9 protein-coding genes, 4 tRNA genes and 2 pseudogenes are annotated in these 14359 nt (G+C 70.1%); 7 read left to right on the top strand and 8 right to left on the bottom strand.

The window, feature by feature from the left end; translation table 11 throughout:
• Window positions 1-5: 5 nt before the first annotated feature.
• From OCT49_RS18330 to OCT49_RS18340, 3 genes are all read right to left on the bottom strand, one after another.
• Window positions 6-82, bottom strand: a tRNA-Phe gene (locus tag OCT49_RS18330).
• Window positions 83-104: 22 nt separating this feature from the next.
• Window positions 105-179 (bottom strand) — tRNA-Asp (locus OCT49_RS18335).
• A 38-nt stretch (window positions 180-217) separates the two neighbouring features.
• Window positions 218-290, bottom strand: a tRNA-Glu gene (locus OCT49_RS18340).
• Window positions 291-570: 280 nt separating this feature from the next.
• Between OCT49_RS18340 and OCT49_RS18345 the strand changes: the two genes are divergently transcribed.
• Window positions 571-924 (top strand): metallopeptidase family protein, encoded by a 354-nt coding sequence (locus OCT49_RS18345; protein WP_283852949.1) that lies wholly within the window; start codon window positions 571-573, stop codon window positions 922-924.
• A gap of 25 nt (window positions 925-949) precedes the next feature.
• Here the strand turns inward: OCT49_RS18345 and OCT49_RS18350 are convergent, their stop codons facing one another.
• A complete protein-coding gene (locus OCT49_RS18350) occupies window positions 950-1300 on the bottom strand; it encodes a metallopeptidase family protein (protein WP_283852950.1) in 351 nt (116 codons plus the stop codon).
• 63 nt (window positions 1301-1363) lie between these two features.
• A pseudogene (locus OCT49_RS18355) lies at window positions 1364-2135 on the bottom strand (helix-turn-helix domain-containing protein).
• 353 nt (window positions 2136-2488) lie between these two features.
• Between OCT49_RS18355 and OCT49_RS18360 the strand changes: the two are divergent.
• Both OCT49_RS18360 and OCT49_RS18365 read left to right on the top strand, forming a co-directional pair.
• Window positions 2489-2947: a hypothetical protein gene (locus tag OCT49_RS18360; RefSeq protein ID WP_283852951.1), complete on the top strand. Its 459-nt coding sequence runs from the start codon at window positions 2489-2491 to the stop codon at window positions 2945-2947.
• Window positions 2948-3016: 69 nt separating this feature from the next.
• Window positions 3017-3691, top strand: a complete 675-nt coding sequence (locus tag OCT49_RS18365) for a class I SAM-dependent methyltransferase (RefSeq protein ID WP_283852952.1) — start codon at window positions 3017-3019, stop codon at window positions 3689-3691.
• A gap of 550 nt (window positions 3692-4241) precedes the next feature.
• Here OCT49_RS18365 and OCT49_RS18370 read toward each other — a convergent pair.
• On the bottom strand, window positions 4242-5954 hold the full coding sequence (locus OCT49_RS18370) for a recombinase family protein (RefSeq protein WP_283852953.1): 1713 nt from the start codon (window positions 5952-5954) through the stop codon (window positions 4242-4244).
• An 82-nt stretch (window positions 5955-6036) separates the two neighbouring features.
• Here OCT49_RS18370 and OCT49_RS18375 point away from each other — a divergent pair.
• The 4 genes and pseudogenes from OCT49_RS18375 to OCT49_RS18395 all read left to right on the top strand — a co-directional run.
• A pseudogene (locus OCT49_RS18375) lies at window positions 6037-6102 on the top strand (metallopeptidase family protein); the annotation flags it as partial.
• A gap of 1094 nt (window positions 6103-7196) precedes the next feature.
• On the top strand, window positions 7197-9359 hold the full coding sequence (locus tag OCT49_RS18385) for a DEAD/DEAH box helicase (protein WP_283852954.1): 2163 nt from the start codon (window positions 7197-7199) through the stop codon (window positions 9357-9359).
• A 298-nt stretch (window positions 9360-9657) separates the two neighbouring features.
• Window positions 9658-11796, top strand: a complete 2139-nt coding sequence (locus OCT49_RS18390; protein WP_283852955.1) for an FG-GAP-like repeat-containing protein — start codon at window positions 9658-9660, stop codon at window positions 11794-11796.
• Between the two features lie 166 nt (window positions 11797-11962).
• Window positions 11963-12035, top strand: a tRNA-Lys gene (locus tag OCT49_RS18395).
• 143 nt (window positions 12036-12178) lie between these two features.
• Here OCT49_RS18395 and OCT49_RS18400 read toward each other — a convergent pair.
• Window positions 12179-12733: a GlcG/HbpS family heme-binding protein gene (locus tag OCT49_RS18400; protein ID WP_283852956.1), complete on the bottom strand. Its 555-nt coding sequence runs from the start codon at window positions 12731-12733 to the stop codon at window positions 12179-12181.
• A 97-nt stretch (window positions 12734-12830) separates the two neighbouring features.
• Window positions 12831-14303: an FAD-binding oxidoreductase gene (locus tag OCT49_RS18405; RefSeq protein ID WP_283852957.1), complete on the bottom strand. Its 1473-nt coding sequence runs from the start codon at window positions 14301-14303 to the stop codon at window positions 12831-12833.
• Window positions 14304-14359 lie beyond the last annotated feature (56 nt).

Below are 14359 nucleotides of genomic sequence, written 5' to 3' on the forward strand. Positions count from 1 at the left end.
TCGAATGGTGGCTGGGGCCGGGATCGAACCGGCGACCTATCGCTTTTCAGGCGATCGCTCGTACCAACTGAGCTACCCAGCCACGCAGCTCAAAAGGGCTGCAGCGGTCCTGACGGGATTTGAACCCGCGGCCTCCACCTTGACAGGGTGGCGAGCACTCCAAACTGCTCCACAGGACCAAGCTGTTGTGCGACTAAGTGTCGCACAAGGTTGTGCGTGCCCCCAACGGGATTCGAACCCGTGCTACCGCCTTGAAAGGGCGGCGTCCTGGGCCACTAGACGATGAGGGCAGAACTGTTTTTCCTTCGACCCGGGGGTTTCGGGACGGTCGAGTCCTGACCGGCGCCCTTGGGCACGTCGGAGACTGTACTACGGCGTTTCGGGGTCAGCCAAACCGAATAGGTGACAGGGGTGCGCCGGGCGGGTGCTCCACCGGCGTACGGGGGCTGACCTCGGCCGTCGCCGCCCCGGGCCGGTCCGCGCCCGAGCCCGAGGCAGGACGGCGGCCGGCGGATCGGCGGGGCGCTCCGGACCGGGGCGCACGGGCGGGGCGTACGGGACAATGGCGGGGTGCTGGAGATGACGCGCGAAGAGTTCGAAGAGCTGGTCGCCGAGGCGCTGGACCTGATCCCGCTGGAGCCGGCGCGGCTGATGGACAACGTCGCGGTGTTCGTCGAGGACGAACCGGACCCGAGCGATCCGGAGCTGCTCGGGCTGTACGAGGGCACCCCGCTGACCGAGCGCGGGGAGTGGTACGCCGGGGTGCTGCCGGACCGGATCACCATCTACCGGGGGCCGACGCTCCGGATGCGCGAGTCCCGCGAGGACGTCGTCGCCGAGACCGAGATCACCGTCGTGCACGATATCCCGTCGTACACCTCTTCGAGTGAGGAATCCCCTGTTCAGGTGAGTCTCGCGGCTTGATAGCGGCCTGACGGACCGCCCTGGATCAACCCCAGCCCAGTTCGTGCAGCCGCTCGTCGTCGATGCCGAAGTGGTGGGCGATCTCATGGACGACGGTCACGGCAACTTCGTCCACCACGTCTGCCGGGGTCTCGCACATCCGCAGCGTCGGCCCCATGTAGATCGAGATGCGGTCCGGCAGCACCCCGGCGTACCACTCGCCCCGCTCCGTGAGCGGAGTCCCCTCGTAGAGCCCCAGAAGCTCCGGATCGTCCGCTGGGGGCTCGTCCTCCACGAACACGGCGACGTTGTCCATGATCCGCGTCAGCTCAGGCGGGATCGTGTCCAGGGCATCGGACACCAGCTCTTCGAAGGCTTCTCGCGTCATCTCCAGCACACGGCCATTCTCCGTGAGCGACATCACTTCCACGGAGGAGAGGCGCGAGAAGCCTCCGGACGGTCACTCCGGCGCTTGGCTGTACCGCTCCAGAGCGGCCTTGCTGGTGGACCGGTCCACAAGCCGCAGCTCCCACGGCCCGGTGTTCACGTCGAAGTCCTTGCCGAAGCCGACCCACTTTCCGGCTATCCGGCGGCCGGTCGGCTCGACCAGCAACTGAACCGCACCGTGGTACCGGGCGCCCTGGTAGTAGCCGTCAGACGCCGTCTGCTCCACCCAGGAGCCGGTCACCACGTTGCGATCAACGGTGAGATCCAGGGTGAGCGGGCTTTCCGGGTTGCTGGACGCCCCCGGAAGGCTCTGAGCGGTCAGCCGGTTCCCGTGCTGGACGATCACCACGTAGTGCTTGCCCTCGTACGTCGCGTCCCGGCTGGACGAGTAGAACTCGTACCGGCTGAGCCAGATCCCCGAGAACGTCTCCTCGGTGACCGGTGCGGCGGTCGCGGCTGCGGAGGTGACGCCCCCTGCTCCAGCGTCCATGTCATGCCCTCCTGACCCATCGGCGTGGACCCGTGCCATCGGTACCGGCAGGGCGAACCCCAGGGCTTCCACGGGTCGCCCTGTGACCCGTTCTAACGCCCTGGCGTAGACGCCCCGGGGTTGTCTTGCTCGTCCCGGATTCCCAGCGCTGCACAAGGCGCTTGGACGCCTCGTTGGGCTCTCCCAGTTCGGCCCCCGCCTGGCGGAGCGCGTTGGCGAACTCGTCCTGGCTCATACGCAGGCCCATTCGTACGGCCCGCAGCACATCATTCGGCACCACAGCGGTCGTCGTCATGACGTCAAAGCTAGACCGAACAGCCTTGCAATGACACCGGTTTGACGCCCATTGAGGCGTCATTGACGCCCCTCTGAGTGACGCCCCGAAGACGCCCGATCCGTCGTCGCTCTGCCCTGGCCCACAGGCGGAACATCAGGGCGTCGTGAGGCAGCTACGAGGGAGCGTGAGCGGATGACCATGACGGTGCGGGTATCCCGCGACGGCGGCAGAACCTACGGCGGAGAGGTCGTCTTCCCCACCGACCGGAGCGACAAGCCGTTGACCCCCGCAGCGTCCGCCGCGTGGCCTCCCTGCGAATGCCCCCGATGCTCCTCCCCGATCACGCACCATCCGACACGGAAGGAAATGACGTGACGATCACGAAGCAGTCGGCCGAGGTCTTGGGCCTCATCAGCCCGGACCTCCGGGAACGGCTCGCCCGGGACGTGCGCAAGACCTGGCCGGAGATGTCCGACGACCAGGGCGAGCGTGGAGTGAGCCAGATGGCGGCCTTCCTGGTGGCCTCGACGCTCACCGACGAGCCGCTCACCCCGTCCCTTCGGGTGGACCTGTTCTGGCACGCGTTCCTCCAGCGGAGCGTCCCCTACGTGGCCTTCGCCAAGTCGCTCGGCGTGGACTACATCCACCACGTCCCGGACGACGACGAGTCCGGCTCGGACCCCGAAGCGGGCAGGGCCGCCATGGAGGCGACGAAGGCGGCGATCCGCGCCGTCGGGTTCACCATCGACCCGGAATTCTGGCCCAACGAGGGCGCGGCGGACTGCACGCAGTGCCACGCTGGGTGCACCGACAGCCCCGTGAACAAGTAGCACGCCTCAGCGCGTGAGCCGTCCGGTCCCCACGCCGGGCGGCTCTCGCCACGAAATGGGACGGACGCCGTGACCGACACTCGTAGCGCTGCCTGGGACACCTACTCGCAGAGCAAGCCCCAGCGCCGGAAGACCAACGCCAAGGGCGAGACCACCTGGTTCAACTGGACCCAACACCCTGACCATGGACCGGGGGCCGAAGTGCTCTCTCTGCCGTCCGGAGGCAGGGTGCTGGACCTGGGGTGTGGATCCGGTGGCAACGTCGCTCATCTCGCCACTCTCGGCATGGAAGCCGTGGGAATCGACCTGTCGCCGGCGCAGTTGGCCAAGGCTCGCGATCGCTGGTCCGACATCGAAGGCATGACCCTGCACAGGGGAGACGCGCTCACCTTCCTGCGGGGGATGGCTCCCTTCGACGCGATCTACTCCGTCTTCGGGGCCGCCTACTTCACTGATCCTGCGGAGATGCTTCCCGCCGTCCACGCGACGCTCAAGCCCGGCGGGGTGTTCGCCATGTCCCAGCGGCCCGCCGTGGAGGGTTGCTACGGCTGTCAGGCGTCCTACATCCCACGGGGCCCCGACGAAGAACCGGCCGTCGTCAAGCGATGGGACTACGAGCCGGACGTGTGGGCCCGGACGCTAAAGGAGCACGGATACGTGGATGTCTCTGTGTCCGTGATCCCGCCCCCGGTCGGAAGCCAGCGCACGGGGACTCTGCTGGTTCGAGGAGTCAGAAACAGCTAGTAAGCACGAAAGCCCCCGACAGCCACCCAGTACGGGCAGCCATCGGGGGCCTTGTTGGTGCTCTGCGGGGCTTATCGCCCCCTTAGCGGGTGCCTTTCTCAGGGGTGCGGAACGGGCTTTGCCCAGGTCAGACAGCGCCCGAGAGTCCAAAAACGGAGCCGCACCCAGGGCGCGTTTTCCGAGCTGGGGCCGGGATCGCCGGCGTGCACGCGCGGGAACTTCCGGGCCGCTCTTCCCCTCAGCGGGGCCGCTCGCCCCGGGCCTTGCACGCGATGAGCGTCCGGTCGGGATTTGGTGGTCAGCGGGGGACCACTGCGGTGACGAAGTGACGAAGTGCTGCTGAAGCTCGGTTACCCCTTAAATCTACTGGTTCTTGGTTTCATGGATGGAATAGGAACTAATCGTCATTCCGTCACTTCGTCACCGCCCTCACCCTTGGACTGGGGAGCTGGCTGCCTGCCCTTGCCGGTGAGAGCGTCGCCGGGCGGGAGCCCCGTCCCTCTGGCTGGGTGGAACGGGGCCGCGTGGCCGTCTGGGGGGCCTGTGAGGCTTACTTGGGCTCAGGCTGGGTGTTGGCCTCCGCGAGCGTTGTGGAGAAGGTCAGGTCCTTCGGGCGCTCTTCTCCGACCCACCAGAAGCGGAAGCGGTCCATCGTCGGGCGGACCCCGGTCTGGCGGGCCTTGAGCACCCAAGCCCGCTCCAGCACGAGACCGACGATCTCTCGACGCTCAGGAAGGGGCCACTTCTCCCACGCCTCGCGGAAGAGGTCCGTCTCCCGCAGGAAAGTGATGTCGAGCGCCTTCCCGGTGGGGAGGCTGTTCAACTCCCGCTCGTAGGCGTCCAGCCTCTCGTTGCTCTCGTCGTAGCGGCGCTTGAAGCGGGCCTCACCACGGGAGCCTCGAAACAGGCCCTTCAGTTTCTCGTCCTCCAGACGGTCAAGAAACTGCTCCTCCTCCAAGATCAACGCCTCAAGCTGGGAGCGGCGGGCCTTGCGGTCCGGGTGCTTCATGTCGGCCCAGCGCTGCGCGATGGCCAGGACCGCCGGGTCGTCGTCAGCAAGGGCCCCGAGACGGGTGATCACCGCTTCGGTCACCAGGGCGTCCGCGTGAGTACCCTTGATCAGCACGCCAGGGCATCGGCCGCTGAAGTGACGCCGGATGCAGCGGTAGCGTGGCCAGACCTCTCCGTTACGGACGAATGCCGTGTCGTACGACATGCGGGAGCCGCACCCGGCGCAGCCCAGGTAGTCCGAGAGAAGTCCGGTCACAGCCCGTCCGGTCTCCTTGGACTTCGTGCCCGGCGTGGAGTCCCGGGTCCAGTGGACCGGGACACGGCTGCCGAACATCGATCGCAGGCGGGTGTGGTCCGCGAAGCTGATGATCTCCTTGCCCACCCGGACCATCTCGCCGGTCACGCTGTGACGGTGAACCTCACCCTTGTGCGGCAGGTACCCCGCCAGGGTGGGTGAGATCACAAGCTGCCGGACGACGGGCCACGACCATGAGTTCGGCGTCTTGAGCGGCTTCTCCCGGAGCTTCTGGGCCTTGATCGGTTCGCCCTTGGCCTCAAGCTGAGCGATCCGTAGCTTCCGGCCTGCCCAGCGCGGAGAGTCGTGGCCCTGATCGTTCAGCCACTTCGCCACGGAACGCAGGGACTGACCATCCAGGAGCTTGGCGACCACGGCGCTGACGATCTTCGACTCCTCCGGATGCGGGGTGAGCTTCCGCTCCGGGGTGACGACGAAGCCGTATGGACGACTGCCCATCCAGCGGCCTTCGTCGCGTTCGTCCGCCCGGAGGTCCGCGACCCGGATCGACGTGTTCTTGGACTCCTTGTGGGCCTGATGGGCGGCAAGGGTGAGTTGGATCTCCCAGCCCTCGTTCTGGGAGTCGATACCGTCGGCTACCGAGATGAAGCGGCACCCGGTCTCGTAAACGACACGGATGATCTCTGATGCCTGCGGGATGCCTTGGCGCGTTGCTCGGTCCACCTTGAAGACGATCAGTACGTCCGCGAGGCGCTCGCGAAGCATGGACAGGGCGGCGTCCCAGTCGGGGCGGTCCACGTACGCGTGGTAGCCGGACTTGTCCACGTCCTTGAAGATCTTCACCACATCGGCGCCCAGCTCGTCTGCCTTCGAGTGGCCTGCCTTCTCCTGGCGCGGTATCGAGGTCGAGGTGTCCGTGAGGTCTGATATCCGAAGGTAGAGAATTGCCCTGAGTGCTGATGAAACGGTGCGTGTGAACGCCGAGCGTGGTGACACTGGAGCCTCCGATCGTTACTCCCTGTGGGGGATCGTAGGTTCCCGGACGGTCTGGTGAGAGATGTTTGATGAAAGTTTGTGGGTGCACGAGATCGCCCACCACTTCGGCATCGACGACGAGAGGCTGCACGCGCTCGGCTACGGGTGAGCCGGGGCCGGTCGCGCACGGGCCCCGGGAGGGGCGGTGGTGCGCAGCCCCTCGCGTACGGGCTGCCGCGTACGGGCTCTTCCGGTGGCGGTGGCGCATGGCCCCTCCGGAAACCCGCGCGTTTTCGGACACGGGGCGGTGCGCGGCCCGGGACGGGGGCGTGTCCCCGGCGGGGGGAGGGGAGTTGGGCACGGAAGTCCCGCCCGCTCCTTCCGTACCGCTCCGCCCCCTTCGTGCTCCCGGAGGTGCCTCCCGTGCGCCAGTTCCCCGCCCCCGTCCGATGGGCGGCCGTCATCGCAGCGACGGTCGCCGCGTCCGCAGGCTGCATGAGCGTCGGTGACGGCGACGAGGGGAGCGGCACGAAGCCCGCGCCCTCGCCGTCGCGGTCCGCCGGGGCGGAGGAGCGCGGCGCGGCCGGACGGCGGCACCGTGGCGGGCACCGGCCGCGTCCGGGCCGGGGGCGGCCGGGCCGAGGCGCACTCCGACTCCGAGCGGGAAGCCGCCGGCTCGCCGGAGCCCGGCGCTTCCACCGGGGCCCCGGACGCTCCCGGCGACGGGCGCCCGGGAGCGGAGCCGGGCGGTCCGGAACCCGCGCGGGGTGGCGACGGGACACCGGCGCCCCCGGTCCCGCCCCCCGGCCCCGGGGTGCCGCAGTCATCGGGGACCCCGACGCCGTCCGCGCCCGCGACCACCGAGCCGCCGGCCCCCGTCGAGCCGCCGACCCCCTCCGAGCCGTCGTTGCCGCTGCCGTCCGCCTCGCCGGCCGCCCGGCTCCGGGGCGGGGCGATGGCCGCGCCGTACGGACCGGCGGTGCTGCGGACCCCGGAGGCATCGCCGCAGGTGAGGCCGGTGTAGCGGGGGGCCGGAGGGGGCCGGTTTGCGCAATGGGGGAGGGAGCCCGTATGGTAGTAGATCGTTTGATCCCATTGCCCGGCGCCGAAACAGAAGCGCGCCGTGTGGCGCGTACTCTCCCTTGCCGTGGCTGGACCGCATTGAGGCGGTCGAAATTGCGAATCACGGAGTTACGGGCGCGTGCCGAGACTCCGGAAGGTTTCGCATTTCGCATGTCAATTTCCAGTTCTGACCGCACCGTCATGCCCGAGAGCATCGAGAACGACGAGCTCGTCGAGGCCGCGGAGGCCGTCGTCGCCGAGTCCGCCGACTCGATCGAGGCGGACGCCCCCCTGGCCGAGCAGGCCGACACCGACGCCGCCGACGCGGACGCCGAGCCGACCGTCACCTTCGCCGACCTGGGCCTGCCCGAGGGCATCGTCCGCAAGCTCGCGCAGAACGGTGTGACGGAGCCCTTCCCGATCCAGGCCGCGACCATCCCGGACGCCCTGGCCGGCAAGGACATCCTGGGCCGCGGCCGCACCGGCTCCGGCAAGACCCTCTCCTTCGGTCTGCCGACCCTGGCCGCGCTGGCCGGCGGCCACACCGAGAAGAAGAAGCCCCGCGCGGTCATCCTGACCCCGACCCGCGAGCTCGCGATGCAGGTCGCGGACGCCCTCCAGCCGTACGGCGACGTGCTCGGCCTGAAGATGAAGGTCGTCTGCGGCGGTACGTCGATGGGCAACCAGATCTACGCCCTGGAGCGCGGCGTCGACATCCTCGTCGCCACCCCGGGCCGGCTGCGCGACATCATCAACCGGGGCGCCTGCTCCCTGGAGAACGTCCAGGTCGCCGTCCTCGACGAGGCCGACCAGATGTCCGACCTGGGCTTCCTGCCCGAGGTCACCGAGCTGCTCGACCAGATCCCGGCCGGCGGCCAGCGGATGCTCTTCTCCGCCACGATGGAGAACGAGATCGGCACGCTGGTCAAGCGCTACCTGGACAACCCGGTGAGCCACGAGGTCGACAGCGCCCAGGGCAACGTCACGACCATGACGCACCACGTCCTCGTCGTGAAGCCGAAGGACAAGGCGCCGGTCACCTCCGCCATCGCCGCCCGCAAGGGCCGCACCATCATCTTCGTCCGCACCCAGCTGGGCGCCGACCGCATCGCCGAGCAGCTCGTCGAGGCGGGCGTCAAGGCGGACGCGCTGCACGGCGGCATGACGCAGGGCGCCCGCACCCGGGTGCTCGCCGACTTCAAGGACGGCTACGTCAACGCGCTCGTCGCGACAGACGTCGCCGCCCGCGGCATCCACGTCGACGGCATCGACCTGGTCCTGAACGTGGACCCGGCCGGCGACCACAAGGACTACCTGCACCGCTCGGGCCGTACCGCGCGGGCCGGCAAGTCCGGTGTGGTCGTGTCGCTGGCGCTGCCGCACCAGCGCCGCCAGATCTTCCGCCTGATGGAGGACGCGGGCGTCGACGCCTCGCGCCACATCGTCGGCGGCGCGGGCGCCTTCGACCCGGAGGTCGCCGAGATCACCGGTGCCCGTTCGCTGACCGAGGTGCAGGCCGACTCCGCGAGCAACGCCGCCAAGCAGGCCGAGCGCGAGGTCGCCGAGCTGACCAAGCAGCTGGAGCGCGTCCAGCGCCGTGCCGGTGAGCTGCGCGAGGAGGCCGACCGCCTCGTCGCCCGGGCCGCGCGCGAGCGGGGCGAGGACCCCGAGGCCGCGGTGGCCGAGGCCACGGCCGAGGCGGAGGCCGCTCTGGAGGCCGCCGTCTCCGTGCCGGAGCAGCCCGCCCGCGAGGACCGTCGCGACGAGCGCGGCAACTTCGAGCGCCGGGACAACCGCGGGTACGACCGCCGTGACAACGACCGCCCGTCGTTCAACCGGGACCGTCGTGACGACCGCGGTGGCGACCGGGGCTTCCAGCGCCGTGACGACCGTCCGTCGTTCAACCGCGACCGCCGTGACAACGACCGCCCGTCGTTCAACCGGGACCGTCGTGACGACCGCGGTGGCGACCGGGGCTTCCAGCGCCGTGACGACCGTCCGTCGTTCAACCGCGACCGCCGTGACAACGACCGTCCCTCGTTCAACCGGGACCGCCGTGACGACCGTCCGTCGGGCGGCTTCCGCTCCCACGACCGCCGGGACGACCGCGGTGGCCGCTCCTTCGACCGCCGTGACAACGACCGCCCGTCGTTCAACCGGGACCGTCGCGACGACCGTCCGTCGGGCGGCTTCCGCTCCGGCGGCAGCGACCGTCCGTTCAACCGCGACCGTCGTGACGACCGTCCCTCCGGCGGCTTCCGCTCCGGCGGCGACCGTCCGACCGGCCGCCGTGACGACCACCGCGGCGGCACCGGCTCCTTCGGCCGCCGTGACGACAAGCCGCGCTGGAAGCGCAACGGCTGAACACCGTGAGGACCCGCCGAGGGTCCGCTGAACGGTCTGCGGAAAGCGGGCCCGCTCTTCACGAGCGGGCCCGCTTTTCTTTTCGCTTCCCACACACGAGCAACTGCTGCTAGCATCCGGCGACTTGAGCGGGGGCGGGGCCGGGGGGCTTTGCGGGCTTTGCGTAATTCCTTTGCGGTGGACCGCCGTTGATCACCTGTGCCCTGTGTGTCTTCGGGCCCTGCGTGTCTTTGCGTCCTTGCATCTTCGTGTCTTTGTGTCTTCATGCCTTCGGGCATTTTGGGGAGGACTGACCCTTTTGGCTCGCCTTGCTTCTTCACCCGGTCGTGGCGCCCGGCGCCGTATCGCGGCGCTGGCCGCCCTCACCGTGGCCGCGGCCGGTCTCGGCACGGTGCCGAACGCCGTCGCCGCGGACGCGCCGGCACCCATCGCGACGAGCGGCGTCTGGGGCATCGACTTCTCCGGCGGAGTGCTGAACACGGTGGAAATCGCCCCGAGCGGACCGCGGTACGCGCTCGCCCGCCGGATCTCCCCGGGCGGGACGACGGTGGGCGCCCCCGTCTCGATGGGGTACGTGGACGGCTATGCGACCGGAGCGCACGCGAAGAGCGTGCCGTGCGACGCCGGTGACTGCGTGCTCCTGCGCGCCACCGGCAACGGCCACCTGGGCCGCTTCTTCGTCGACGACGGCAAGGAACGCGCCCAGATCTGGACGACGGGGAACACGCACCACAGCTCCGAGGAACCCGCGGTGACCGGTGGCCGGTTCGTGGACGCGACCGGACGCTACTTCGTCTACGAGGCGGCGTCGACCGGCAAGCAGTACATCGACGCCCTCGGGGTCCGCCGGGCGGACGTGCGGATGACGCGGCCCATCACCGCCGCCTCGGTCTGGGGCTCGGCGCTGTGGACGGCGGCCTCCACCGCCGGCGTGGTCACCGCGACCGACCTCGAACAGAAGAAGGTCGTCCAGACCGTCACCACCGGCGCCCCGTGCGTGCTCGAGGAGCTCCAGACGGTCGGCCGCTGGATCTACTGGAACTGCGGCCCGGACGGCGCCGCCGGGGTCTACGACCGTACGGCGAAGAAGAGCGTCACCGTGCCGTCCGGCGCCGCGCTCGTCGGCGACGGCTACCTCGTCCGGCACGACCGCACCGCCGGGAAGCTGCTGCTCACCGACTTCCACACCGGGACGGTCGCACCGCCCAGGGAGATCGCGGACCTGCCCGCGGGCGGCACCGTCGACCAGCGGCGGCTGACCTGGGCCGTGGACAAGTTCGGCGGCGACATCGCGTACGTCGGCCCGGACAAGGCGATCCGGATCGTGCCGAGCGGGGTGCCCACGCAGCCGCTGGCGAAGATCGAATCGGACCTCGACGCCGGGTCCGTCGACCTCAAGAGCAAGGAGGGCAGCCGGAGCTGGGAGAGCAGCTGGCAGCTCAACGCGCCCGCGACCTGGACCTTCGTGGTGAAGGACCTGCGCGGACGCACCGTCCGTACCCTCACCGGCGGCCCCGGCGCCGAGGTCGAGGTCAACTGGGACGGCCGGACGGACAAGGGCACCCACGTCCACAACGAGCTCCACACCTGGACGCTGACCGCCAAGGCCGTCAAGGGCGGCGGCACGTACACCACCAGCGGGAAGATCTCGGTCGGCGGCGGTCTCCAGGGCCACCACGACCAGGGCGGCAGCGACTTCGGCGAACTGGTCACGCTCAACTCCGTCGGCGAACTGACCCTGCACTACACCGAGGGCAAGGGGAAGTTCGACTGGAAGCGCTCCGGCGCCGGCTGGCCCAAGGGCACGGTCGCGGTCCCGTTCGGGGACATGGGCAGCGACCGGTGCGCCGAGATGCTCGTACGGATGCCGAACGGGGAACTGCGCCGGTACAACGGCAAGTGCGGCAACTCGTACACGCCGGGCAGCGGCCACACCTCGCTGGGCACCGGCTGGAACGCGTACGACATCCTGACCGTGCCCGGCGACCTGACCGGTGACGGACGCCCCGACCTGCTCGCGCGCAAGGCGTCGACCGGCGACATCCACCTCTTCGCCGACGACGGGAAGGGCAGGCTGAAGCCCGGGGTGAAGATCCGCTCGGCCTGGAAGGGCTACTCGAAGGTCGTGGGCGCCGGAGACCTCAACGGCGACGGATACGGGGACGTGCTCGCCCACGACAAGAAGGACGGCACGCTCTACCGCTACGACGGCACCGCGAGCGGCAGGCTGAAGGAGCGGGTGAAGGTCTTCGCCGCGTGGGGAAGGTCGTACGACGTCATCGTCGGGGTCGGCGACATCACCGGCGACGGGAAGGCCGACATCGTCGAGCGGGACAGCTCGGGCAACCTCTTCCGCAACAACGGCAACGGCAAGGGATCGTTCGGCTCGCGCACGAAGATCGCCACCGGGTGGCAGGGTTACAAGGGAATCTTCTGACCCGAGGGGCTTCCGGCGGCCGGCGACCCGAGGGGCTTCCGGCGGCCGTGCCTCGGCGGCCGGAAGCCCCCTTCGAAGCATCAGGTTTCCGCCATGACGGGCCCGGTAACCGATACCCGATCGGCGGCCGGGTTCCGGCGGGCTATGCTCAGGGGTGATTCGCCGAGGGCCGTTAGCTCAATTGGCAGAGCAGCGGACTTTTAATCCGTTGGTTGTGGGTTCGAGTCCCACACGGCCTACCGATGGCGGGGGAGCGGTTCGTCCCTCCCACCCGTACTCCGAACGCCCCGACCGGTTCCGTCCGGTCGGGGCGTTCGTCGTGTGCGGAGGGGCCGGCGGCACCCGTACGGGGGGATCGGGTGCCGCCGGCGTTCGGGGGCCGTTACCGGCCGAGGGCGGCCACGCCGGCCCGGGCGAACTTCTCGTCCAGGTCGCCGGACGGGGCGCCGGCGACGCCGATGCCCGCGATCGGGGCGCCCTTCGTGGTGACGGGGGCGCCGCCGCCGAGGAAGAGGGTGCCGGGGATGTCCTTCAGCGTCGGAGCGTTCTCCAGGCGCTTGACCAGTTCGGAGGTGGGGGCGTTCCAGGAGACGGCGGTGTAGGCCTTCTTCACGGCCGACTCGTAGGACTGCGGGCCCGCGCCGTCGCCGCGCAGGGTGACGACGGTGTTGCCGTTGCGGTCGACGACGGCGACCGAGACGCGCTGGTTCTCCTTCTCGGCGGCGTCCAGCGTCGCCCGCGCGGCCTTCGTCGCGGCCTCGATCGTCAGGTGCGTGGAGTGCGTGAGGTTCTTGTCGGCGGCGTCGGCCTTGACGGCGGCGGCGGGCGCGGCGGCCGGGGCCGCGGCGTTGGCGGAGACGACTCCGAACGTGCCCGCGACGGCGGCGGTGACGACGGCACCGGTCAGGACGCGGGTGCGCAGCGACAGCTTCTTCATGGTCAACGACTCCTCGGGTTCGGCCGGGGGTTCGGGAATCTCTGCGTTCCCGCTCCGAGATCCATCCTCGGGCCGGACCCGCCCCGCCCCGGTCGCCCTACGGGCTTCCCTCGCGACCCCCGACGGATGACGCCGGGGTCAGCCGATCGGACGATGCCGGGGCCCTCCGCCGGACCCCGGGTCGGGCCGCCGGTTCGATGTTCTGGTTGGCGTGGAAGAAGTTGTGCGGATCGTAGGTCCGCTTGACGGCCGCGAGGCGGTCGTAGTGGTCGCGGTAGGTGGCCCGTACCCGGTCCGGGGTCTCGCCCGCGCCGATGAAGTTCACGTACGTGCCGCCCATGGAGTGCGGGTGCAGTGCCTCCCAGTAGTCCACGCACCACTGCCGGAGCCTTCCGGCGTTGTCCGGATCGGGGTCGATGCCCGCGATGACGCCGGACCAGACCGCGTCCCGGTAGGCCCAGGCCGTGTCGCCGGGGCCGGGCCGGTGGGCGGCGCCGTCGACCGGGTACAGGTGCATGGTCGACAGGTCGGTGGGGAGGCGCTCGGCGTACTCGGCGTGCACGTCGACGGCCTCGTCGGTGATCCGGTCGAAGAAGTTGCCGCGCCAGTACCACTGCAGGCCGGGGGGAAGCAGGGCGTCGAACAGGGACTGCAGGGCGGGGTAGGGCATCGGCGCCGTGAAGTGGAAGGCGGGCGTTCCGGGGTCCTCGACGGGCTTGAGGGTGGTTTCCAGCAGCTCGGGGTCGCCCGTCCAGCACCACACGACACCGCACATCCGCCGGCCGTGGATCTCCTCCGGGAACGGCGGCCCCGGCGGCACGGTGAGCGAGGCGAAGAAGCCGTTGAGGTCCTCGGTGGCCCGGGGCAGGAAGTCGCGGTACCAGCGCAGCACGTCGTGGATCCGGGCGGCCGGCCAGAGCGTGACGGCGACGCCCACGGTGTCCACCGGGTGCATCCGGAAGGTGAAGGAGGTGACGATGCCGAAGTTCCCGCCGCCGCCGCGCAGCGCCCAGAACAGGTCGGGGTGGGAGGTGTCGCTCGCCGTCACCGGGGTCCCGTCGGCCAGGACGACCTCCGCGGCCAGCAGGTTGTCGATCGTCAGCCCGTACTTGCGGGTGAGGTGGCCGTGGCCGCCGCCCAGGGTGAGGCCGCCGACGCCGGTGGTCGAGAGGATGCCGGAGGGGGTGGCCAGCCCGAAGGCGTGGGCCGCGTGGTCGAGGTCGCCGAGGGTGCTGCCGCCGCCGACCGTGGCCGTGCGCGCTTCCGGGTCGACGTGGGCCCAGCGCATGGGCGAGAGGTCGATGGTGACGCCGTCGTCCACCAGGCAGAGGCCCGCCCCGCTGTGGCCGCCGCCGCGGACGGCGACCACGAGTCCCTCGTCGCGGAGGAAGTCGACCGCGGCCATGACGTCCGCCGTGTCGGCGCACCGGACCACCGCCGCGGGACGTCTGTCGATCATGGCGTTGTAGATCGTGCCGGCCGGGCGGTACTCCGGATCCTGCGGGCCGATGACGGGGCCGCGCAACGCGGTCCGCATCGCGTCCAGGGGTACGGGTGTGGTGCGGTTCATGGCCTGGCCACCCCCTCGTGCGTCGAGGTCGGGATGGCGGTCGCGCCCCGCCCGGC

Source organism: Streptomyces sp. ML-6 (assembly GCF_030116705.1).
In the GTDB taxonomy this organism is placed as follows: Bacteria; Actinomycetota; Actinomycetes; order Streptomycetales; family Streptomycetaceae; genus Streptomyces.